The sequence below is a fragment of the Desulforhabdus sp. TSK genome (genome assembly GCF_022836495.1).
Classification (GTDB): Bacteria; Desulfobacterota; Syntrophobacteria; order Syntrophobacterales; family Syntrophobacteraceae; genus Desulforhabdus.
The window spans coordinates 80,671-104,019 of record NZ_BQXM01000001.1 but is presented as its reverse complement, the minus strand read 5'-3'; the positions used below and the strand labels follow the sequence as shown (position 1 = coordinate 104,019).

The 23,349-nt window shown below is 55.0% G+C and carries 19 protein-coding genes; 12 read left to right on the top strand and 7 right to left on the bottom strand.

Annotated features, from left to right (window positions below):
- From murA to MWC30_RS00500, 5 genes are all read left to right on the top strand, one after another.
- Window positions 1-1,251, top strand: a complete 1,251-nt coding sequence (gene murA, locus MWC30_RS00520; protein ID WP_244082188.1) for a UDP-N-acetylglucosamine 1-carboxyvinyltransferase — start codon at window positions 1-3, stop codon at window positions 1,249-1,251.
- Window positions 1,252-1,257: 6 nt separating this feature from the next.
- Window positions 1,258-3,837 (top strand): DNA internalization-related competence protein ComEC/Rec2, encoded by a 2,580-nt coding sequence (locus MWC30_RS00515; RefSeq protein WP_244082187.1) that lies wholly within the window; start codon window positions 1,258-1,260, stop codon window positions 3,835-3,837.
- 511 nt (window positions 3,838-4,348) lie between these two features.
- A complete protein-coding gene (locus MWC30_RS00510) occupies window positions 4,349-4,765 on the top strand; it encodes a hypothetical protein (protein ID WP_244082186.1) in 417 nt (138 codons plus the stop codon).
- Between the two features lie 622 nt (window positions 4,766-5,387).
- Complete coding sequence (locus tag MWC30_RS00505; RefSeq protein WP_244082185.1) at window positions 5,388-5,543, top strand: hypothetical protein; 156 nt, start codon at window positions 5,388-5,390, stop codon at window positions 5,541-5,543.
- A gap of 229 nt (window positions 5,544-5,772) precedes the next feature.
- A complete protein-coding gene (locus MWC30_RS00500) occupies window positions 5,773-6,192 on the top strand; it encodes a hypothetical protein (RefSeq protein WP_244082184.1) in 420 nt (139 codons plus the stop codon).
- Between the two features lie 127 nt (window positions 6,193-6,319).
- On the opposite strand, the gene MWC30_RS00495 is transcribed toward MWC30_RS00500, so the two are convergent.
- Window positions 6,320-6,985: an MBL fold metallo-hydrolase gene (locus tag MWC30_RS00495; protein ID WP_244082183.1), complete on the bottom strand. Its 666-nt coding sequence runs from the start codon at window positions 6,983-6,985 to the stop codon at window positions 6,320-6,322.
- Between the two features lie 411 nt (window positions 6,986-7,396).
- On the opposite strand from MWC30_RS00495, the gene MWC30_RS00490 reads away from it, so the two are divergent.
- A complete protein-coding gene (locus MWC30_RS00490; RefSeq protein WP_244082182.1) occupies window positions 7,397-10,036 on the top strand; it encodes a response regulator in 2,640 nt (879 codons plus the stop codon).
- An 80-nt stretch (window positions 10,037-10,116) separates the two neighbouring features.
- Window positions 10,117-10,917, top strand: a complete 801-nt coding sequence (xth, locus tag MWC30_RS00485) for an exodeoxyribonuclease III (RefSeq protein ID WP_244082181.1) — start codon at window positions 10,117-10,119, stop codon at window positions 10,915-10,917.
- A gap of 23 nt (window positions 10,918-10,940) precedes the next feature.
- Here the strand turns inward: xth and MWC30_RS00480 are convergent, their stop codons facing one another.
- Window positions 10,941-11,339, bottom strand: a complete 399-nt coding sequence (locus tag MWC30_RS00480; protein WP_244082180.1) for a phage holin family protein — start codon at window positions 11,337-11,339, stop codon at window positions 10,941-10,943.
- Window positions 11,340-11,358: 19 nt separating this feature from the next.
- On the bottom strand, window positions 11,359-11,991 hold the full coding sequence (locus MWC30_RS00475; RefSeq protein WP_244082179.1) for a YceI family protein: 633 nt from the start codon (window positions 11,989-11,991) through the stop codon (window positions 11,359-11,361).
- A 439-nt stretch (window positions 11,992-12,430) separates the two neighbouring features.
- On the opposite strand from MWC30_RS00475, the gene MWC30_RS00470 reads away from it, so the two are divergent.
- The 3 genes from MWC30_RS00470 (at window position 12,431) to MWC30_RS00460 (ending at window position 15,420) form a co-directional block, all read left to right on the top strand.
- Window positions 12,431-13,798: an MATE family efflux transporter gene (locus tag MWC30_RS00470; RefSeq protein ID WP_244082178.1), complete on the top strand. Its 1,368-nt coding sequence runs from the start codon at window positions 12,431-12,433 to the stop codon at window positions 13,796-13,798.
- Window positions 13,799-13,832: 34 nt separating this feature from the next.
- Complete coding sequence (locus tag MWC30_RS00465) at window positions 13,833-14,324, top strand: PTS sugar transporter subunit IIA (RefSeq protein ID WP_244082177.1); 492 nt, start codon at window positions 13,833-13,835, stop codon at window positions 14,322-14,324.
- 73 nt (window positions 14,325-14,397) lie between these two features.
- Window positions 14,398-15,420 carry a lytic transglycosylase domain-containing protein gene (locus MWC30_RS00460; protein ID WP_244082176.1) on the top strand — a complete coding sequence of 341 codons (1,023 nt, stop codon included), beginning with the start codon at window positions 14,398-14,400 and terminating at the stop codon, window positions 15,418-15,420.
- 102 nt (window positions 15,421-15,522) lie between these two features.
- Here the strand turns inward: MWC30_RS00460 and MWC30_RS00455 are convergent, their stop codons facing one another.
- Both MWC30_RS00455 and MWC30_RS00450 read right to left on the bottom strand, forming a co-directional pair.
- Window positions 15,523-16,299, bottom strand: a complete 777-nt coding sequence (locus MWC30_RS00455; protein ID WP_244082175.1) for an enoyl-CoA hydratase — start codon at window positions 16,297-16,299, stop codon at window positions 15,523-15,525.
- A gap of 137 nt (window positions 16,300-16,436) precedes the next feature.
- The gene (locus MWC30_RS00450; RefSeq protein WP_244082174.1) at window positions 16,437-19,028 is read right to left on the bottom strand and encodes an HD domain-containing protein; all 2,592 of its coding nucleotides are present in this window, start codon (window positions 19,026-19,028) and stop codon (window positions 16,437-16,439) included.
- 305 nt (window positions 19,029-19,333) lie between these two features.
- Between MWC30_RS00450 and hisH the strand changes: the two genes are divergently transcribed.
- Complete coding sequence (gene hisH / locus MWC30_RS00445) at window positions 19,334-19,972, top strand: imidazole glycerol phosphate synthase subunit HisH (protein ID WP_244082173.1); 639 nt, start codon at window positions 19,334-19,336, stop codon at window positions 19,970-19,972.
- Between the two features lie 32 nt (window positions 19,973-20,004).
- Window positions 20,005-20,781: an imidazole glycerol phosphate synthase subunit HisF gene (gene hisF / locus MWC30_RS00440; RefSeq protein ID WP_244082172.1), complete on the top strand. Its 777-nt coding sequence runs from the start codon at window positions 20,005-20,007 to the stop codon at window positions 20,779-20,781.
- Between the two features lie 104 nt (window positions 20,782-20,885).
- Here hisF and MWC30_RS00435 read toward each other — a convergent pair whose 3' ends face one another.
- Both MWC30_RS00435 and MWC30_RS00430 read right to left on the bottom strand, forming a co-directional pair.
- Window positions 20,886-21,869 (bottom strand): NAD-dependent epimerase/dehydratase family protein, encoded by a 984-nt coding sequence (locus tag MWC30_RS00435; RefSeq protein WP_244082171.1) that lies wholly within the window; start codon window positions 21,867-21,869, stop codon window positions 20,886-20,888.
- Window positions 21,866-23,224 (bottom strand): phosphomannomutase/phosphoglucomutase, encoded by a 1,359-nt coding sequence (locus tag MWC30_RS00430; RefSeq protein WP_244082170.1) that lies wholly within the window; start codon window positions 23,222-23,224, stop codon window positions 21,866-21,868. Before MWC30_RS00430 ends, MWC30_RS00435 begins: the two co-directional genes overlap by 4 nt.
- Window positions 23,225-23,349: the final 125 nt, after the last annotated feature.

Below are 23,349 nucleotides of genomic sequence, written 5' to 3'. Positions count from 1 at the left end.
ATGGACAAACTGGTGATTGAAGGGGGGATCCCCCTGGAGGGAGAGGTGACCATCAGCGGGGCGAAGAATGCCACCCTGCCCCTCATGGCCGCAGCACTGCTGGCTGCGGGAAAGCATACCTTTGAAAATGCCCCCAAGCTCCGCGACATTCGCACCATGCAGAAGTTGCTCACGCACATGGGAGCAGCCTGCGAGCACAACGATCTTCTGCACATTGATACGAGCGATATCCATACGTTGGAAGCACCCTACGATCTGGTGAAGACCATGCGGGCTTCCGTCCTGGTGCTCGGTCCCATGCTGGCCCGCTATCAGCGTGCCCGCGTGTCCCTGCCAGGAGGCTGTGCTATCGGCGCCCGCCCCATTGATTTGCATCTCATGGGGTTGGAACGGATGGGGGTGGAAGTCGAGCTCCAGCATGGGTACGTCCTTGCCCGAGCCAATCGGCTCAAGGGTGCTTCCATCAGCTTTGACCAGGTGACCGTCACGGGAACGGAGAACCTCATGATGGCCGCAGCACTGGCCGACGGAATCACGACCCTGAAGAACGCAGCCCGCGAGCCGGAAGTCGTGGCACTGGCGGAATACCTGCGGCTGATGGGCGCCCGCATCGAAGGTGACGGAACCGATGTCATCACCATAGAGGGAGTTGAGGAGCTTTCACCCGGCAGGATCCGCGTCATCCCCGATCGTATCGAGGCCGGCACTTACCTGGTTGCTGCAGGAATCACCGGAGGGCGTCTCAAGCTCAATGCCTGTCAGCCGACACACCTGGAAGCCGTGATTCGAAAATTGGAAGCGGCGGGACTGTCCATCACCCCAGAGCAGGACTCCCTCCTCGTGAGCAGCAACGGCCCCCTGCAAAGTGTCGACGTCAAGACTTCACCCTATCCCGCTTTCCCCACGGATATGCAGGCCCAGTTCATGTCCTTGATGACCCTGGGCAACGGCGTAAGCGTCATCATCGAACAGATCTTTGAAAACCGCTTCATGCACGTCCTGGAACTGAAACGGTTGGGAGCGGACATCGAACTGGACGGGCGCACGGCCGTCGTGCGAGGAGTGAAAAAGCTCTCGGGGGCACCGGTCATGGCCACCGACCTCCGCGCCTCAGCGTGTCTGGTGCTGGGGGCGCTGGCAGCTGAGGGAATTACGGAAGTCAACCGCATCTATCATCTGGACCGTGGATACGAAGCCATGGAGAAAAAGCTTGCTGCCGTGGGGGCCAGAATCCGGCGAGAAAAGGAATGACCTGAATTGAGCCGAAATACTTCGGAATCCCCGGTGTGCAGCCCCGAGGATTCTCCGGCTCACCAGAAGAGCGCTCTTTTGTTCCGGACAACCCGCCCCCTCATCGTTCTGACGCTTGCCTTTGTGGGGGGGATGCTTCTGGAGCGCCTGTGTCCCCTTCCGCTTTCCAACACTGCTTTTGCCGCTTGCCTGTGTGCACTCCTTGCCGCCCTCCTGGCGGCTGGACGGATCAACCGCCTGTCCTGCCATTGCGTCCTGCTGCCGCCCCTGTTTTTTGCAGTGCTGGGGGCATGGTCTGCGGCTTTGTCTTCACCTGTTCTGCCCAATCCTCAGACGATCGCTCCATTTTTCGATCGCCCGCAAACGCTCTACCTGGCAGAAGTCCGATCTCCCCCTGAATTTTATCCTGACAAAGCGCGCCTCCCCGTGACCCTGGTGAAGGGCTTTTGGCAAGGCAAGAGTATAGAGATCGATTGCGGCGTGATTCTCACCCTGAAGATGGAGCCGCACACCCTTTCCACCTGGCTGCCGGGTGATCGGATCCTGGTGCAGCTGTCTCTCAAACCCTTCCGGGATTTTCAAAACCCTGGAGCCTACCCCTATGCAAGGCAGCAGGCTGAAAGAGGCTTTTTTGGAAGGGCCTATCTACCCGACGAACGCTGGATCATCAGGCTCCCCCCCTCCCAAAGGCTCTTTCCCCTGTCGGTCCTCCACTCCGTGGCAAACCGTCTCGAGACCTTTCGTCAGAGAGCGTACGTGTATTTGACGGAGAAGCTGCAGCCGGACACCGCCAATTTTTATGCAGCGCTCCTTCTGGGCTACCGGGGCACCCTCTCGGCGGCATGGAACGACCATCTGAACAGAGCGGGCGTGACGCACCTTCTTTCCATCTCGGGGCTGCACCTGAGCCTGGTCGGCATGAGCGTCCTCTGGCTCATTTCCCGCCTGGTCCGCTATCTGTATCCCACATGGCTCATGCGATACAGCGACCGGCACATCGCTCTCTGGGGAGCATTGTGTGCGGCCTTGCTGTACGCCCTCATCAGCGGCCTTGCGCTTCCCACCTGGAGATCGGGGCTCATGCTTCTGCTCCTTTTCGCGGCGGTCTGCCTTTACCGATCGAACGACGCCATGACATCCCTTGCCGCAGCAGCCTTCGTCATTTTACTCATGGCGCCCAACAGCCTGTGGCAGATCTCCTTTCAGCTGTCCTTTGCCGCCATGCTGGGCATGTTCATTCTTTATCCCCGATTCCAACGCGTTCAAAACAGCATCCCCCTTTTGAAATCCGCCCTGGCACATCCCATGGGCAGGCTCCTGAGCCCGTTTACGGAGGCGTTTTCGGTTTCCCTGGCCGCGAACATCATGGTTCTGCCCCTTTGTGCTTATCACTTTTACGGCATTTCCCCGGCAGGGCTCCTGTCCAATATAGTGCTCGTTCCCCTGGTGGGATTCCTGGTTCTTCCCACGGGTTTGGCGGGAGTCGCTCTTTTGGCGCTGAATGAAAATCTCGCTCATCTTTTCCTGGTGACGGGGGGATTTTTTCTAGAGTTGTCTCAGAAGATCATTCTCTGGTTCAGCAGCCTTTCGTGGGCTTATTTCTGGGTGGGAACTGTTTCCCTACTCTCCATAACGATCTTCTATGTTGTCCTTGCCATCCTGTTAACCCATTGGGGATGGCTACGGAAGGCGGCAGCCCTCTCAGCCGTGGCATTCCTGCTTTGTTCCGCGAGTTTCCTGAAGCACGCATTCACGGCACCTGGAAGCAATCGGCAGTTGACGGTCCATGTCATCGATGTGGGCCAGGGGACGTCGACACTCCTCCAGTTTCCCAACGGCCAATCCATGCTCGTAGATGGGGGTGGCTTTCTCGACGACTCCTTCGACGTGGGGAAATCCGTCCTGGCACCATTTCTCTGGCATTTGGGCTTGGAAAAAATTGACTACGTGATCCTCTCCCATGATCACCCCGACCATAAAAACGGACTGCGCTTCATTCTTTCGCAGTTCACAGTGGGTGAATACTGGGAAAGCGGCATTCAGGACGGCACGAGCAATGGTCATGAATTTGCCGATTTGGCATCAAAACGCGCCATTCCTGTGAAACGCCTGGATCAAATCCAGGGAGAGCACGACATCGGGGGGTGCAAGGTCCGCTTGCTCCATCCGACTCCTTCTTACATTCAGAAGGGATCGGATGGAGCCAATCTCAACAATGCCTCTCTCGTCCTGCAGATTGATCATGGGAACACGCGGGTCATTCTTCCAGGGGATATCGATGCTTCGGTGGAACGTCTGCTTTTTGACAACCCTGTCCCCGAGGGCTTAAAGGTGCTCCTCATCTCCCCCCATCACGGAAGCCGCCATTCCAACAGCAATCTCCTTTTCGAACGGGTCAAGCCCAGGGCGGTTATCTTTTCGTGCGGTTACCAGAATGGCTTCGGTTTTCCGGCTGCGGCGGCCTTGGAAAAGTGCCGCACGCTCCACATCCCATTCCACCGAACGGACCTGGAGGGAGCCCTTCAGGCGATCTCGGACGGTTACGAGTGGATAATCTTGCCGAGCACACCCCAGCAGGATCAATAGGCCGTAAGATACTAATTTTACAATTGAAGTTTCTTATTTTTGAAATATTGAACTTCACGGCTTGCTTTCGACCGGAAAATGCTATAGGGTGGCCCCGGATTGTGATTTGTCAACGTTATTAAGTAATTAATAAAGCCGATAGCTTGGATAAACATTGTCTATAGAAGATACTAGAGAATGCGAGGTGAAGTAACAATAAAACCAATTTAATCATTGATTATTGCTGCAGCAAACTCAGTGTTTTTTTCGTTTCAAGGCTGCGCCCATCCGGGCACAGGAAGGGGGGAAGCTTCGGAAGCGCTTCGTGTGGAGTTCTGGCAAGGTTTGTGCAAATCTCCATACCCCCGAGATCGAGGCAACGGTCATTTCCTGAGGTCAGTGTGTTCATTGGACAAGCGAGATCCGTGATGACAGAGTGGTTCAAGGAAAAAATCTGTCTCACAACACGGAAAGCGGAAGGTGTTACAGTCCTCCCCTTTCCTTTACCAACCCGTGTACAAAGGAAGAAAGAATGACGAAAAATATCGGAATGTTATCCATTTATTGCCTGGCCACTATGTTCTGTCAACTCCCCATCGCCGCGTATCCTTCCACCAATCAAGACAATTCAGACCTGCATCGAGTGACGGTGAGCGCCTACACCAACAGTCCCAGGTGTACCGACGCCACACCCGGCCGTACCGCTTCTTCCATGCGTATCAGGCCGGAGCACTACCGGAAGGTGGTTGCATTGAGTCCCGATCTGGCGAGAAATTACGAATTTGGCGACCGATTCTATCTCGTGGTCAATGGAAAAAGCCACCTGGTGGAATTCCAGGACCTCATGCCCAAAAAGCACAAGAACAAGATTGACTTCCTCCTGCCCTCAAGACGAGACTGCATGCGCTTTGGAGTGACACAGGGAGTTCTGATTCCCGTGGTGGACTGAGCGATTGATGCGCGCCACACGGAAAGATCTCCCCAAATATAAAAAGATTTCAATTCAATTCTTACGCATGCTTTCGATCCGGATTTGACCGTTGCCCCGAAAACAATGCAGAAGACACGGCCCCATCTTTCCCTGGAGGTTTGAGCGAGGCAGTGTGTTTGCTGCCGATTGTCTGCCTCACGGCGGACCGACAAATTTGTAAACCATTGCGCACGTTTTTGTAGACCATCCTGAAAGCCCTTCCCGGGCTCCCTCCCCCGATTCGTTCCATCAATATCCCCTGATACGCATAAAGCTGCGAAAATGTTCTCCCGTCAATGCGTCCTGACCGGCATTACCCCGAAAGCATCTGGAGAATCCTGAGATTCTTCATCGCGGCAGCAATGGCAGAAGGTCCGCTTTGGAGTCGCCACGAGTTCAACAGCCCTCGGCCAACGGCTGAAAAGGTCTCTTACTCCAAGAGAAATCACCATAATAAGCTATTTTAATGAAATATCATCACATCCTTCTTTGCTGGGCATGGGGGCATCTGGCGCGGCCTGTCGCTGCGGCCACACACGACTCCTGAGCCATTGGCATATGAATTGCTGATAAGATAGCTCAACTCAACAAGGAGCTTGATATGATGACTTCATTACAAATTCTTTTTGGCCTTTCGGTAGGCTTCATGGGCTTCCACATTATTGGCGAAAGTCCATTACCTGGATGCAGTGCCCTGTTCATAGCAGGATTCTTGATCCTGGCAGGCATCGACCGTCTGTCTCAGCTGAAGGAATAGGCAGCAGACCCGGCCGGACATCGAGGCTCAAGAGCAATGATAAAAGGCTGATTGATTTGAATGGTAATGAGTTTCGAACTTTTGAACGTCAGGCTCCGGCCTGACGTTTTTTATTTTCCAATCCGTATTCGGCCGCAAAGACGTTCGGCCATGCCATCAGCCCATGACTCTGGTATACTGGAAGCGGTTCTTTTCCACACCTTGACACCACCTTCAAAGAGGATAAATCGTGGCAACGAAAGATCTCACTCCGTCCATCGACTGGAGACGGTTGCTTCAGGAATTCGAAGATTTCCACCCAGGCGATGAGGACTGTCAGACGGGGTGCGATGCCTTTACTGCATCGCTCATCCATCCCACTCCGGAATTTGTAGAGCTTTTCCTTCAAAGGAAATTACAAAAGGGTATGCTGACAAACGAAGAAACCGTTCGAGCCCTCTATTTTTACCTCCTGGAGAAAAGATACGACGAAAGACTCAATTTGCTCCATTTCGCTTTTCATGTTTTCGATGACGCCACGCAACTCCCGGAGGACGTCATCAACCGCACCCCTTTTCCGCACGAGGAGGGACTGCCCGGTTACCGGTACGCCAACGATCCAGACTATCGGATCCTGCCTTGCCCCCCGGTCGGAGAGGAAGAAATGTGATGCAAAGCACAAGACTCGACGACAGGAACGTCTCATTCCGGCAAGGGAGGAGCACCAGGGCTTGCGAACTTTTATCGACCCCGCCCTCCGCGTGGAGAAGCGCATGGATCAGATTTCCCACATGCCCTCACGCATTCATAAATTGTCGTATGAATGTAGAGACTTTCTTCTTTCCTCTCACCACCCCGTAGTGGCCTTCGCACAGGATGTCGGCCTGCAGATTCAACAGAATCTCCAGGGAGTGCAGATAATCCTCCCGCTGAGAAAGCAAATCGGGGTGAAGGGGGCCATGGACATCCTGAGCAAAGACGACGTTATTCCCCTGAGATTCCGTCACATAGACCATGGAGCCGGGAGAGTGACCCGGGGTGTGGAGGGCCAGTATCTCTCTCCCACCCAGAGGAATCTCCTGCCGAGAGCCCGAAACTTTTATGTCGACGGGAAACGATTCCATGGGGGACCCATACCAGGAAGCCGCTGTCACATGGGGATCCCCTCTTTCAAGAAAGGGCGCATCCAGCTCGTGGGCTACGGTCTTGAAACCAAGGATTTCTTTCAACGCCTTGATCCCGCCGGTGTGGTCAAAATGACAGTGGGTAATCAGCAGATACTCGATGGCTTCAGGGGAGATTCCACACTTTCGAATGTTGTTCAGAATCCGGTTCTGACCGTAGCCGCATCCGGCATCGACCAGGGCTGCATGGTCATTAAAGCAGATCAGGTAAACGGCCGCATCCTGAGGAGCACTGTATTCTCCTCCCCCTACCTGGTAAATTTCGTTCGTTATTTTCATCTTTGCAGTCTCCTCCATCTTCTCACATTTGCAAACGGCTGAGATTCCATTTTACTTCGCATTTTGTGGACATGGTTTTTATTTTTTTAATGAAAAGGTTAATGCTGAGCACGACAAAAGCCGAAATAAGCGTCAAGAAATCCATACTCACTATATGCTCACTAAAGGTCGATTTGATGGCGAAAATCATCTCCGCCGCTTCCAGGGCACATTTCTCTAGACAAAGTTGTTTGAGTTTGGTGGATGATGAGATATGGTATCCGGAAGGCTTCATCCCTCTCGAGATACCTCTTTCATCTTTTCTCTGCACAGGGTAGCCAGCATGGTAGATCCGGTGGCATTGTTATGAAATTCTATCCCACTTTATTTAAATTTTACCCCGGTTTTTCCAGACAGACACAGGTGTCGAAGATGCCTCCCCAAGCGGTCTGCGATCCCCCCCCCAAGGGAATCCCCATATTTCCGAGGAACAATTGGAACATCACTGCCGCGATCGCCAGCATCATCCTGCTGGGATATATCGGGTTTCTGCTCTTCGCCAATTATCTTTCGCAGATGCAACTGCAGGAGGCTGCCCTTGATCAACTGAAACAGGACATGGAGAAGCGCTCCCTTGCGGTGAGTTATTTTTACTACGAACGCAAAAACGATTTGAGGGATTTGCAAGAAAACCGAAGTATTTTTTCTTTCTTTCACAGCAAAGCACTGGGCATGTCCATGGAATACGGACTCCAGGCGTCTCTTTACAGTGTGTCGGAGGCGTTCAGCCGCATCCTGAACGACAAGACCCTGGACAAGGAAAAAATATACAAAGAGATCGCTTTCATCAATACAGACGGGCAGTTGCTGTCGGGAGTCTCATCCCAGGAATCGAAATTGAAGGATGAGCATGACCTCTCGCGCCTCCTCGCACCGGAGCTTTCAGATGCGACCATTCTCGTGGACCCGGACAAACAAAATCAGGACGTACTGCTGTCCATCGCCTACTACTACAAACAGAGCTACCAAGGTCAAATTGTCGCGTGGGTTTCGGCACAACCCGTATACAAGCATCTCGTGAAGGAAACAAACAGCACGAGCAGGCGAACCATTTACATCGTGTCCAACTATGGCAGCCTCAATCTCCCCTCGGATGTCCAGCAGACTCTTAACCAATACAAGGTGGGGGAGATCATTGACCTGCCGGCAGGCAAGATTTACCGCCTGAAACCCTCTTCCAGACAGGGAAGCGATGAGGAGCTCATCATGGGAAGAGTTCCCATCAAAGGGACTCCTTTCTCCCTGGTAGTGCTCTCCCCCGCGGCGGAAATATTCGGCATTACGGCCCCGTGGCGCCTTCCCGTCGCCATGGGCATCCTGTCATTGATTGTCCTGGCGGGGACCGCTCTGGCCTGGAGGATCAACACGCACAACCTCATCCTCCGAGCACGACTGGAAGAGACAGCCAAGAGCAAGCAGGATGTCGAGGGGAAAAATGTGCAACTCCAAAAGGAAATCGGCGAGCGCAGGAAGGCACAATCCGCACTGATGGAGTCCGAACAAAAATACCGCCTCCTGATGGAAAATACCAACGAAGGGATCTTTATCCACCAGGACGGCTTCATCAAGTTCCCCAATCCCCACCTGTCGACCATTACGGGGTATACGCCCCAGGAATTGACGAGCATGTCGTTTATGGACCTGCTGCACCCGGACGAGAGAACGGCAGCCATGGAAAGGCTTTTGAGAACGTTGCGGGGAGACGAGCCGTCCGGAACGCATATCTACAGGGCCAGAAACAAGAAGCGAGAGCAGCTCTGGTTTGAGGTCAACGCCATCCTTCACACATGGGAAAAAAAGACGGCCACACTCCATTTTATACGGGACATCACCCCCCAGAAGAACCTGGAGGCCCAACTGCTCCACGCTCACAAAATGGAAGCGGTGGGCACCCTGGCGGGGGGCATTGCCCACGACTTCAACAATCTGCTCCAGGCCATTCAAGGATACTCGGAACTGCTCCTCATGGACCAGGAGTCCGATGGAGCCCATCATCCCTACCTCCAAGAAATTTTCGGTGCCGCTCAGCGCGGTGCAGATCTCACCCGACAGTTGCTGACCTTCAGCCGAAAGATCGAGAGCAAGCTCCGCCCCATGGATTTGAACCAGGAGATCGTTCAATTGCGCAAGCTTCTGGATCGGACCATCCCAAAGATGATCGGCATCGAGCTGCATCTTGCCGGAGACTTGCATTCCGTCAATGCCGATCCAGCCCAAATCGAGCAATTGCTCATGAACCTGGCCGTCAATGCCCGGGATGCCATGCCTTCGGGCGGTAAGCTCCTCATATGCACCAAGAACGTTTTCCTGGATGAATCCTATTGCAAATCTCACATGGGAGCCACCCCCGGCAGCTATGTCATGCTCCAGGTGTCGGACACGGGACACGGGATGGACTCGGCGACACTCGCACGCATCTTTGAGCCTTTTTTCAGCAGTAAAGGCATCGGCAAGGGAACGGGGCTTGGCCTCTCCATGGTTTACGGTATCGTCAGCAGTCACGGAGGCTATATTTCCTGCGAAAGTCAGCCCGGCGAGGGAACCACCTTTGAGATTTATCTGCCGACCATTGACGAAGCGGAAACGAAGGATGAAGCCGAAACCGGTCCCGTCAAGGCCATGAAAAAGGGTTCCGAGACGATTCTGCTCGTTGATGATGAGGACTACATCAGGGATCTGGGAAATCAGATCCTGACCAAATTTGGATACTCCATTTTGATGGCTGAAAACGGACAGGTCGCTCTTGATATGTATCGAAGTCATTGGAAATCCATTGACCTGGTGCTCCTCGACCTTATCATGCCCGGAATCAGCGGCACGGAATGTCTCAAGGAACTGCGGACCATCAACCCCGATGTGAAAGTCGTGGTCATCAGCGGCTATTCTCCCGACGGTTCGACGGATGAGCTCTTCCAGCTTGGAGCGCGCGGGTTCATCAGCAAGCCTTACCAAATGACCCAGATGCTGCAGGTGACGCGCGAGGTGCTGGACAGCCCAACGGAGCTCCACTGAAGGAGCCTCGAGACAGGGGCTTGCCTTGAAGCGCCGCGGCGGGGCTCTCCTGGGAGGGGAGACTGTAGAGGAAATTGATTATGGAATGGAAATTCGCCACCTTCAACGTCAACGGAATCCGGGCGCGTCTGCCCATTGTTCTTCAGTGGCTGAAGGACCATGAGCCCCATGTCCTCTGCATGCAGGAGATCAAATCCCAGGAGAAAAATTTTCCCTTGGCTGCTTTTCAGGAAGCCGGTTATGTCGTGAGTTTGAGAGGGCAAAAATCCTTCAACGGAGTGGCCATTGCCTGCAGGACCCAGCCGGAGGAGATTCTCTACCGGCTCGATGGGGAAGATTCGGAGGAGGAGGCCCGCTTTATGGCCGCAAAAGTCGATGGCGTCTGGGTCGTCAATACCTATGTTCCCCAGGGGAGGTCCCCTGACCATCCCGCCTTCCAGTTCAAGCTGGCTTTTCTGGCCCGACTGAAACGATGGCTCCAGGAGAAATTCCAACCGGATTCCCCCCTTGTTTGGGCTGGAGACATCAATGTGGCACCAGCAGCCATGGACGTTTTCGATCCTCAGCGCATGGAGGGAGAGGTGGGATTCCACCCTGATGAACGGACAGCACTGGAGCACGTCAAAGCCTGGGGCTTGGTAGACCTCTACAGGAAACACCACCCTTTTGAAAAGCAGTTCACATTCTGGGACTACCGACTGCCCATGAGCTTCAAGCGGAATCTGGGCTGGCGGCTGGACCACATATGGGTGACCGCGCCCTTGGCGAAAGCCTCTGTCGACTGCTCAGTGGACACTCAGCCACGAGGATTGGACAAGCCAAGTGATCACACCCCGGTTTGGGCGGTTTTCAATCTGTCGCACCTTCGATCGGGCGAATGACAAAAGCTTCAGAGAAGTCATCGTCATTCCCAGCGATTGCCTTCTTTATATTTCAAGTCGATATAATGCATCGACCTGCGATCCGTGGTGAAAACACTCATGAAGCCATTTACAAAACTGATGATCAAGGCCCCCAGAATGGCCGACCAGATCCCTTCCACCTGAAACCCGGGCATGAGAACAGATGCCACTTTGAGCAGAAAGGCATTGATGATCAATGTGAACAGTCCCAGGGTAAGAACGTTGACGGGAAGTGTGAGAAGAACAAGGAACGGCCGCAAGAAAGCGTTGAGAATACCCAGTGCGGCTGCTCCCAGGAGCGCTGAAAAAACACCCTTCACATGAATGCCGTCCAAAAGATACGCGGCACAGAGAATAGCCAGCGTCAGCACCAGCCATCGGATCAACCAAACAAGATTCATAGCTGCCCTCCCGGCAAAATCACTTCACTTGGACTGGATTTCCATCGGGGCCGAGCTTCACGCCCTCTATGAGGAGCTCCACCTGGACCTCATCCCCCACAGGTCCACCATTCGGCAGCTCCAGTCCCCAGGCTATGTCAAAATCACTCCGCTTGAGCGTCGTATTAGCCATAAAACCCGCCCGATACCCTCCCCATGGATCCGCTCCGAATCCGAGCACCTTGAACGGGAGCTCTACGGGGCGCGTCACGCCACGAAGAGTCAGTTGCCCCAGCAGGATTCCGGAATCCTTGCTTGCGGATTTCACGCCAGTACTGGCGAAATGCATCTCTTTAAATTTGAGCGCATCGAAAAAGTCACCGGAAAGAAGATGAACATCCCTCTGGGTATTGCCGGTGCTGAGGCTGAACAGATTGATGGAGGCATTCACCCTGGTGGCGGACAGATTTTCGGGATCGATGACAATGTTCCCCTTCACATCGTAAAAGCTCCCGGAAACATATGCAACGACATGCCGAATCCGCCAATTGGCGAAACTGTGATCCTTATCGATCTGATAGGTTTCCACACCCGCATGGGCATTGACGGAAAACGCCAGCCCCACCCAGCCGACAAACAACGCGATCGTTATGAAACGTTTGTTGATTTTCACGACTCCCTCCTGATCATTGCTAACCTAATGAAATATCATTTATAAATTAGAGGCTAAAAATAATCATGTCATCAAGAAAGTCAAACAGCCGTCCTCACTGCCGCAGGGTTGAATGGAAACGTGGAGTCGATCCTCCCTGGGCGGCCCACGGCTTCCCCACGGCGTCGAACATGAAGGGAGCCTCCCGTCCCATCTCCCTCCGCCCCCGGCATGTAACCGTTTCCGCACGGTTCCATGCCGGTTTCGTCCCTCGGCTGATCAGCTCCCACCCTTAGCCTTCAATTGACACCATTCTCGATAGTTGTTATGCCTCCACGACCAGCTATTCCCATGTTACGAGCAGCAGCTCCAAGGCCGGCCAGGCTCCGGGGTCTACGCCCTCAAACGGGCGCCGGGCAGATCTTCATGGCATTACAATCAGAATGGACCGAAAGGACCTATGGACACTGGACAATCGCTCACTCAAGCCCCCATTCCCACCCTCATCCGTAAAATCGCTTTGCCTGCCAGCATAGGGTTCTTTTTCAACACGATGTACAATGTCGTCGACACCTACTTTGGCGGGCTCATCTCCACCCAAGTTCTAGCGGCGCTTTCTCTGTCCTTCCCGGTTTTTTTTGTCATCATCGCCCTGGGAAGCGGCATGGCCACGGGAGCAACGGCTCTCATCGCGACGGCCTTGGGAGAGGACAACCCCCACGGCGCGAAAGTCTTTGCCGTCCAGGGCCTCACCTGCGGAGTCATCCTGTCCGCCTTGCTCACGCCCGTCGGCATACTCATCTCCCCTTTCCTGTTCTCCCTGCTTGGGGCTTCAGATGCCTACCTGGAGATCTGCCTGAGCTACATGAACGTCATCTTCTGGGGGGCGCTCTTTTTCATGCAGATTTTTATGCTCAATGCAATTTTGAATGCAAATGGGAACACCAAGCCCTACCGGAATTTTCTCATCTTTGGATTCTGCATGAATGTCGTACTCGACCCGTGGTTCATCTATGGCGGACTGGGAGTCCCCTCCATGGGGACAGCGGGAATTGCTCTCGCAACCGTGGTCATCCAGGGGATGGGGTGCATCTACCTGGGAGCCAAGGTACTGGAATCCGGATTTCTCCGGGGAATGACCTGGCGTGAATTTCTGCCGGACGGGAAAGCCCTCGGGGAGATCGTCCGACAGGGATTGCCGGCCGGCAGCAACACGCTGACCGTCGGGATAGGAATTTTTGTCATCACCTGGTTCATCAGCAAATTCGGAAAAGAAGCTGTTGCAGCCTATGGCATTGCCACGCGCATCGAGCAGATCGCTCTCCTGCCCACCATCGGGCTGAATATCGCTACCCTGACCATCGTTGCGCAAAACAATGGAGCCCGACGCAATGACCGCATCCATGAAACCATCAAGACAGCGTTGCAGTATGGCGCAGTCGTGATGCTGGTGGGCGGGGTCTGTGTCTTCACTTTCGCGGGGAACCTGATGGATTTTTTTACCGGCGACCCCCTGGTCCGACAAATGGGGCAAAGCTATTTGCAGGTCGCCTCTTTCGTGCTTTATGCCTATTCCGTCCTGTACATTCATGTGGCGGCCCTGCAGGGGATAAAAAGGCCCATGTTCGCCATCTGGATCGGACTGTACCGCCAGATTGCCGCTCCGAGCATTGTCTTCTACATCTTGATCTACTGGCTCAATTCGGGAATCCTGGGGATCTGGTGGGGGATATTTGCGGTCACGTGGAGCGCCACAGCCGTCACCTACTTTTATGCTCACAAAATCATCAGGAATAACTCCAAGATATCCCGCGATCAGCTGGTTTGACGTTTACTTCGAACCCTGTTATTTTGGGATCGTTATGAAAATATGGGAACGCCTTCAGCCTGAGTGTATCTTTTTGGATGCTCGCCTCGTGGACAAAGACGCGGTGCTCCGCTTTGCGGTGGAGGCCTTTGCCCGCAGCGGTGCGGTTTCACAAGAGAATTACCTTTACGAAAACCTGCGCATGCGAGAAGAGGTCATGAGCACGGGCATCGGCAACGGCATCGGGATCCCCCATGCCACCAGCACAGAAGCCACGGATGCGGCCATTCTTCTCATTCGACTTGCAGACCCCATCGAGTTCCAGGCCCTGGACGGGCTGCCGGTGGATATCGTCCTGGCCATGGTGGTCCCTCAGAATGCTACGTCCCTTCATCTGCAAGTGCTGGCTGCTCTTTCCCGCCTCTGTCATCATTCCAGGTTCATGGAAATCATGAGAGAAGCAGAGAATTCCGAGAGCCTTCGCAGCGCGATCAAGAACATGGAAGAAGAAATGATTTTGCATGGAGCCAAGTCGTCAGGGGATTGACGTTGCCCATCAGTTTCCCATTTTCATTTCCATTGGAGCCCCCGAAAAAAAAGAAGAGGCGAGGAAGAGCATCATGAAACGGAAAAATAAGCTGTGGACGCTTTTATCGGCGTTGATTGGGTTGATCCTGCTGGCAGGTTGTTCATCGACTCCCACGCCATCTCCCCCTCCTCCCTCCGCAGCACAGCCCACAATGACTACACCGAGCGAGCGAGTGGCACCAGCACGGACTCCGTCCCCGGATTCGGGAAGGTACCTTCGGCAGAGCGATTCTCCCATCATGGTCCCCTACTACTCGCCCCCGGAAAGAATGACCCTGTGCGGCGAGCCCGTTCCACTGGACGTTGCCGACGCATGGGAGCGTTTTGACAAGGAATTCACCCTGGTCGTTTACAACCATGCCCAGGTCTACCTTTGGCTGAAGCGCATGGAGCGCTACTTTCCCTGGATTGAAGAGCGCTTGCACGCCTACGGGCTCCCAGAGGATCTGAAGTATGTGGCCATCGTGGAAAGCGATCTGCAGCCCAACGTCTGTTCTCCCAAGGGCGCAGCCGGTCCATGGCAGTTCATGCCGAGCACGGGGGCTTCCTACGGGCTTGACCAGCAGGGGAGCTGTGACACGCGCTTCGACTTTGAACGGTCCACGGAAGCGGCATTCAAGCTTTTGAATGACCTTTACAAGCGCTATAAGGACTGGGCTCTGGCGATTGCCACCTACAACTGCGGCGACAAGCGGATTATGGATGAAATGCGGACCCAGGGGGTCAACAATTACTATCTGCTCAAGCTTCCCCTGGAGACAGAACGGTATGTTTTCCGCATCCTGGCTGTCAAAGCCGTTTTGAGTGACCCCTCCCGATACGGGTACCATCTGCCCAAGGGAGCCGGCTACCAGGAACTGCGTGTCGACCGTGTCACCGTCAACTTCACCAGTCCCGTCTCCATCCAGAGAGCAGCAGCAGCGGCGGGCATATCCTATCGGGAGTTTAAAGAGCTCAATCCTGCATTCAGAGCCGACGATATTCCGGCGGGCACCCAGGAGCTCAAATTGCCTGCAGGTAAGGGAGCGTCATTCCAGAAGAATTTACCCTTTTGAGCCGGCTGTCGGCGGACTACTCCTCTGCTCCCGGGCCAGTCCCCACCATCCACGCGGTGATGGGGACCGGCTGGTCAAAACATCTTCAACCTATGAGTACGGTCAGCGGTTTTTCCACTGCGGCGATCGCTTTTCCATGAAAGCGCTCATCCCTTCCTCCGCGTCATCCGACAGACAATTCATCGCAATGACCTCTTTGGCATAGGCATAGGCAGAGCCCTCGCTCAGGTCGATCTGTTCATAGAAGGCTCTTTTGCCGAGAGCAAGAGTAAAAGCACTGGATTGGGCCAGTTCCGAGGCCCATTTCATGGTCTCTTCGGCCAGCCGTTCCGCAGGGACGATACGGTTGACCAAACCGAAACGCTCTGCCTCCTCAGCCGAAATGAAACGTCCGCTCAACAACATGTCCATGGCGCGCCGTCGGCCGATGACTCGCACCAGAGGCACCATGGGAGTGGTACAAAAAAGGCCGATCTTGACACCCGGAGTTGCAAAACGCGCTCCGGACTCCGCAATGGCGAGATCGCAGGCCGCCACGAGCTGACAGCCGGCTGCCGTGGCGATCCCCTGTACCTGGGCGATGACGGGTTGAGGAAGCCCCTGCAGGCGGAGCATCATCTGGTTGCACGTGGCAAAAATCCGACGCAGGTAAGGCAGATCCTCGTGATGCGATCTCATTTCCCTGATATCGTGCCCGGCACTGAATACCGGTCCTTCCCCTCGCAAAACCACGATACGCATCTCCGGGTCCTGAGCCACCTCATCCAACCGCACGAGCATCTCCGACAGGACCTCCAGAGACAGAGCATTTCGTTTCTCAGGGCGATTCAACGTCAACAAACCGACGGGGCCTTCTTTTTTCAAAAGCACAGCATCCATGTAAGCGCTCTCCTTTTCTCCACATCAAGCTCGGAACCACCGGTGATGACTTTCGCTCTGATGCAGTGGGAGAACCCTGTCTCGCCAATGCATCTGTCGCGCAGCGATTCAACCCCGCCCCCACCGGACTGCCGCTCTCAAACGGTCCTTCCATCCAGCCAGAAACGAAGCGCATTCTTGAGCTCCTCTATCTGTTCCGGATCTTTTACCTTTTCCCCCTGGTGCGTCCGAATGTAGAAAACATCTGCAGCCTGATCTATTTTTGTGGTAATTTTAGCAACATATGTTTTGATCTGCAGTTCATACAGGGTGCGGTTGATGGTGTAAAGCAACCCCACCCGGTCTGCCGTATAGACTTCGAGAATGGTATAGATTGCTGAAGATTCGTTGTCGATGAGGATCTGGCTGGGAGCTGAACGTCCGGGTGCGGCGGGCTCCACCCGGGTCGCTGCATGAGCCGCAATGCGATAATCCAGGGCCATTTTCCCCCGCATGGAACGCTTTATATCTTCTTTGACGTTCTCCCACGGGAATGCTGCGGCGCTCCCCTCCGGCAGACGGCACTGAAAGATGAGGAGCACGACGTTGTTGTTCATGGTGAAAACCTGGGCACCCGTAATGTTGACATCGTACAGGGTCAAGATCCCGGACGTCCTCGTCAGCAGCCCTGGCTGCTCGTGGCTCATGAGGGTAAGCTGAGCGGCTCCATCGCGCGAAGAAACCTCCCACACAAAAGACGCTTCGCCGGCCTGCAGCTGCCATCCCAGCCGCAGGTGGCTGGCAATGGCCTCGGGGACCATGGAGAGGACATAGCGGGGAGACAACTGGGTGAAGTAATTCTCCAATTCTGCAGCACCCACGAGATCCGCCAATTCCTCCCCCACCTGCACCTTCATCCTTTCGATGCGCTCGGCAATGGCCCGAGGGCTCGGCTCCCCCTTCTCGAGGAGGTGATGGATGAGATCATACAGCCCAAGAACAGGCGTATTTCTCCACTTTTCCTGGGCCTTGGGCCCTGTGGACATCATGTCGGCAAAACTCAGCAGGACCAGTAAATCCAGCTGTTGGGGGCTTGCAATGGTGAGGGCGCAATGGGCCAGCATTTCTTCGTCTGCCAGATCCCTCAGGGAGGCGCTGTCCATGAGGAGCAGATGCTGGGCCACCAGAAATTGCAGAAGGTCCGACTCCTCGGGCTGCAGGCCCAGTCGCTGAGCAATAACGGGAATCATTTCTCCTCCGCGCAGGGCATGGCCCCGCCCGGAGCTCTTTCCGATGTCGTGCAGCAGGGCGGCCAGGAAAAGCAGGGTTGGATCGGAAATGCCCTGAGCAATCTGCGTCAGTTCGGGCTCAGCCTCTGCATATTCACCGGCCATGAGCTTCTTGAGCGCGCGAAGGCAGCGCAGGTGATGCTCGTGGACCGGGTAGAGGTGGAAGGCGTCATGCTGCACCAATCCATGCACGGCTCCCAGCTCTGGAATGAGAGAGCTGAGGAATCCCTGGTCGTAGAACTTTTTCAAGACCACCAGATCGGGAGAATCTCTCCGAATGAGATCCAGGAGCTCTTCGCGCACCATGGGGTCTCCCGAGGCCGTATCCAGCACGTTGCGATGATGCAAGATCCATTGCCGCGCCACATTGGCGAACTGGAGTTTGTGCTTTGCAGCCAGATTGAAGAGGTGCACCATGTGTCCGGCCGTTGCGGGATAGCGGTCCGTCTGAACAAGAATCCTTCCCTGGCGCTCGATAAGACCGTCTTCCAGGAGCCGGGCAACGCTGTCCTCTCCTCCCTTTTGCCGTCCTTCGTACAAGCGCTCCCAAAATTCCCGTGCGATGCATTCCACCCCATGAAACAGTTGAAAAACCTTCTGCATGAAGGCCTCCACAGGCAGGAAGCCCGCCAGCGATGCATAGCCAAGCCGCTCGGTGAGCATTTCCTGTTCGTCGAAATGGAGAGTGGTTGAGGTGGTGGCAGGAGTCTTGCCGGGGAGATTCCCGATGAGGCTCACAAGACGCCCGAAGCCCTTTTCCGCCTGCTGCAGGAAATCCACTTCCTGGCGATTCAAGTACCCGCGGAAGATGGCATCCTCCAGGTTCCGAATATTCGAAGTGATGCGGCAGGCAGCCCTGATGGATGCAATTTCCGCGAGCCCGCCGGGGTTTCCTTCCAAATCCGGTTCAAGCCAGGTGGCCGGATCTTCCAGGCGCTTTTGTCTGTCCAGAACGGACCCGTGGACTCGCTCCAGAAGCTCATCGCGGCGGCCATCCAACAGGCCCTCCAGCGCTTCCTCCAGCTGCTCCACGAGGAGCCTGTTTCCCGAAATATGGCGGCTGTCCAGGAGCTGCAACAGAAAGGAAAAATCCGTCCGAGCCCGCTCCAGGAGCTCCTCCATGGTTCCCTGCTCCAGAGCAACCGTCCAGCCCGCTTCCGACAGAGGAGATACGATTTCACTCAACCAGCTTTCCTTCCACGGAGAAGACTCCGCTTTCAGGAGGAGGATGGGAATGGGCTGGCTGGGTCCGATCAATCCCCGACCAAACGCCCCCAGGGCTGATATGGCGGCGCTGGAGCGGAATTGCTCGGCATCCAGATTGAGTTTGTTCACGAGGCGGTTGTACAGTGAAATGACGGCAACTTCCAGAAGACTGGTATGACGGCTCAGGAGGTCCTCTCCGCTTTCCGCCATGATTTGGTGCCGTTGCTTGCGAAGTGATTCGGAAATATTCTGCATTTTGTCACTCTTTCTCTGTTTCGGAGGGTTTCATCCTGTGTGGCATCCCACCCGGCAACACCGGGACTCGATCCCCAGAGCTTTTTCCCGGGAATGATAAAACAAGCTTCTGATCATTTTCAAAGCAATCGTAAACCTTGTCTTCCCGTGGCGCAAGGCTTCCTCGGGAAATGACGGATCATCCATGGAATCTTATCGTCTCTGCAGGGAAGCACCGGACCATTCCCTTGACCCTAAAGAAAATAATAGGTATGTACACATCTTATCTCAAATCCCGTGCAACCTGTTAGTGAAAGGAGTCATGTGTGATCGCCATTTTGGACTACCGGGCCGGAAACCTCACCAGTGTGGCCAGAGCCTTGAATTACATTGGATTTCCCTCTCGAATCACCCATTCCCACGAGGAGATTCAGCGTGCGGAACGGATCATCTTTCCAGGGGTCGGGGCAGCGGGGAAGTCCATGGAAAATCTTCGGGAGCTGGGGCTCGATGAGGTGCTTCGCGAACGATTGGACGCAGGAGTGCCTGTCCTGGGAATCTGTGTCGGCCTCCAGGTCCTTCTGGATTACAGCGAGGAAAACGACACCCCCTGCCTGGGAATCATTCCCGGTCGAGTCAGGCGTTTCCCTTCGGACATGCGTACGACAGGGGGAGAATCCCTCAAGATTCCCCACATGGGATGGAACGCCGTCGCTTTCACTCGAGACCATCCCGTCTTCGAAAAGATCCCCGCCGCGAGTGAATTCTATTTCGTCCACAGCTACTACCCCGATCCGGGCGATTCGCGGCACATGGCCGGGACGACCGAATATGGAATCACTTTTGCCTCGGCGGTGGCACAGGGCAATCTGGTCGCCGTCCAGTTCCACCCGGAAAAAAGCGGCCCTCCGGGACTGCAGTTGCTCAAGAACTTCTGCCGTTGGAACGGAACGTTTTCCCGGTAACGTCTTCACGGCAACCCCGTAAAGGAGAGCACATGCTCAGCAAACGCATCATTCCCTGTCTCGACGTTCGGGATGGACGCACCACAAAGGGGATCAAATTCAAGGACAACATGGACATCGGGGATCCCGTGGAAATGGGTCGCTTTTATTACGAGGAAGGCGCCGATGAAATTGTCTTTTACGATATCACGGCATCGAGCGATCGTCGGCCCATCATGCTGGACGTCGTGAGGCGCGTGGCCGAGACCATCTTCATCCCGTTTTCCGTCGGTGGAGGCATCCGCACGCTGCAGGACATGCGTGAAGTCCTGCTGGCGGGCGCCGAGAAAGTGAGTGTCAATTCGGCGGCGGTGCTCCATCCCGACATCATCCGGCAGGGGGCCGAAGCGTTCGGGAGTCAGTGCATCGTTTTGGGTATGGACGTGAAACAGGTTCCCCCGTCGGAACAGATCCCGTCAGGCTATGAAATCGTCATCGATGGGGGCCGCCGGCATATGGGACTGGATGCCCTATGGTGGGCCAGGGAAGCGCAGCGGCTGGGCGCCGGAGAAATATGCCTCAATTCCATTGACGCCGACGGAACCCGGTCGGGTTACGAGCTGCAGCTCACGCGGCTCATTTCGACACAGGTGCACATTCCCGTCATCGCCTCGGGAGGAGCCGGCACTCCGGAAGATCTTCTCCACGTGCTGACGGAAGGCTGTGCCGACGCGGCCCTCATCGCCTCCATGGTTCACTATGGAACCTACACCATTCGAGAAATCAAGAAATTCCTGGAAACAAGCGGCGTGAAAGTCCGGAAAACTTGATGGCCAGCGGCATTCACCCGGGACGCCCCTCCTCGAAAGCCCGGTGGAGGGTCGTCAAAACAGGGCTTTGCAGCCAATCCCCACGAGAGAGCATGAGGGCAGGATCATTCTTCAGGCCGATGCTCCCGATACCATTGCAGGGTAGCCCGCAGCCCATCCCGGAGGGATGTCCCGGCGCGCCACCCGGCGGCCTTGGAAAAGGCCTCCACCGATGCCAGGGAGAACCGAATGTCCCCGGGACGCTCCGGCAAAAAGCGCGGAGCATTCCCATTGCCTGTCAGGGCTTTGATGATTTCCGCCAGTTCAAGAATGGTAGTGCTCCTGCCCGTTCCAATGTTGTAGATGCCATGGCACACTTCGAAGGATGAATCCTGCAGCCCCCCCGCCAGCAGGTAAGCGTCCACCACGTCCGAAATGTAGACAAAGTCGCGGGCCTGAAGGCCATCTCCAAAAACCGTCAACCTCTCTTCGGCCAGGGCCATATCGAGGAACCTGGAAATGACGCCGCTGTATGGGCTGCGGGGGTCCTGCCTCGGCCCATAAATGTTGAAAAAACGAAGTGCTACACCCAGAGGACTTGAAGCCACCTTCTGAGAGCCCAGAAACTTGGCCCGACCATAAGGGCTGGCGTGTGCAGTGTTTTCGTCCGCATAAGCTTCCTGAAGCGGCAGCCGCTGGTCATTTCCATATTCGGCGGCCGACCCTGCAAAGACAAACCTCTTGAACTGGAGCTTTTCCGCGCTTTGGAGGAGTCTCACGGTCGCCGTGAAATTGAGCTCCATGGTTTCGTCTTCATGGTCCATGGAATAAGGAACACTCACGATGGCCGCCAGGTGGAAGCAACAATTCAAACTCGGATGCTTTTCGGTGAGATCTTCCAGGAGGTTCTGTTCAGCTATGGACTTCTCGTAGAAATTGAAAGCGGGGTGATCCCTGAAGGATGCCATATTTTCAGGATGACCCGAGAAGAAGTTGTCCACCCCGACCACCTCATGGCCCAGGGAGAGCAACCGTTCGGCCAGATGGCTGCCCACAAATCCCGCCACCCCTGTGACCACACACCCCCGCTTTTCCTGATGCTCTTTCATGAGATGTTCTTTTTCGCTCTTTCAACGGCATCTTCCACCAAATGCCTTATTTCCTCGAGGCGTTCCGGAGTGTCCGCCTCATAGCGCAGCACCAGTACCGGCTGGGTATTGGATGCCCGCACCAGGCCCCAGCCGTCGCTGAAGACAATTCGCGCTCCATCCACTTCGATGATCTGGTAGCCCTGTTCCTTGAAGTAAGCCTTGGCCTTTTCCACCACTTCAAACTTGAGGTCGTCCGGACATTCCACCCTGATTTCAGGCGTCGTGTAAGTTTCAGGGATCCCGTCCAGTAGCTCTGGTACCGTTTTACCCGATTGAGCCAGAATTTCGAGAAGGCGGCAGGAAGCGTAAATGCCGTCGTCAAATCCGAAAAAGCGGTCTTTGAAGAACATGTGCCCGCTCATTTCTCCCGCCAAAACGGCATCCACCTCCTTCATCCTGGCTTTCATGAGGGAGTGTCCCGTCCTGGACATGATGGCTTTACCCCCGAGCCTTTCGATTTCTTCGTAAAGCGTCCTGGAACACTTCACTTCACTGACAAAGGTCGTTCCCGGTCGCCGCGAGAGGATTTCACGGGCAAAAATGATGAGGAGCTTGTCGCCGAAAACCGGCTCTCCGCGATGGTCCACGACACCGACTCGATCGCTGTCGCCGTCGTAGGCCACTCCAATATCCAGCTGCTCTCGCCGGACAAGGGCGCACAGGTCCTTCAGATTCTCGAGGACTGTCGGGTCGGGCTCGTGGTTGGGGAAGGTGCCGTCCATGTCACAGTAAAGCGGATAGACCTCGCACCCCAGCCTTTCCAGAATTGCCAGGGCGACCGGTCCCGCGGTGGCGTTGCCGGCGTCCACACCCACACGCAGCTTGCGGGCGAGATGAATATTCCCCACGACAAAATCAATGTAGGGATTCAGGATATCGCAGGGTTCGATGTGGCTGCTGCCTGAGACAAAATCTCCTGCTTCCATCAGCTTACGAAGCTTTTGGATCTCTGCACCGGAAATCGTATCGTAGCCGTTGCAGACCTTGAAGCCATTGTATTCCGGAGGGTTGTGGCTGGCGGTGATCATGATGCCCCCCTGGCGGTCCAGATGCCTCAGGGCAAAATAAAAGACGGGTGTCGGACACACGCCGATATCCACCACATCCATGCCGGTGGCCGCCAATCCTTCAAAGAGGAGATCGCGGTAATGCTCGGAACTGAGCCGGCAGTCCCTCCCCACCACCACATACTTCTTTTGCTGTCTGGCCATATAGGTGCCAAAGGTCTTGCCCACCAGGACCACATCCGCATCCCGGATTTCTTTGTCCACCAAACCACGAATATCGTATTCCCGAAAGACGTTTCGATCCAAAAATATTTCTCCCTGAATTACGGCACGGCTCGACGATTTTGCGAGAGGTAAGCCCAAAACAAAGCCCATCGCCTGAAAGCATAGGGCCAACAACCATTGGATTACACGGTCATATGGGAATTATC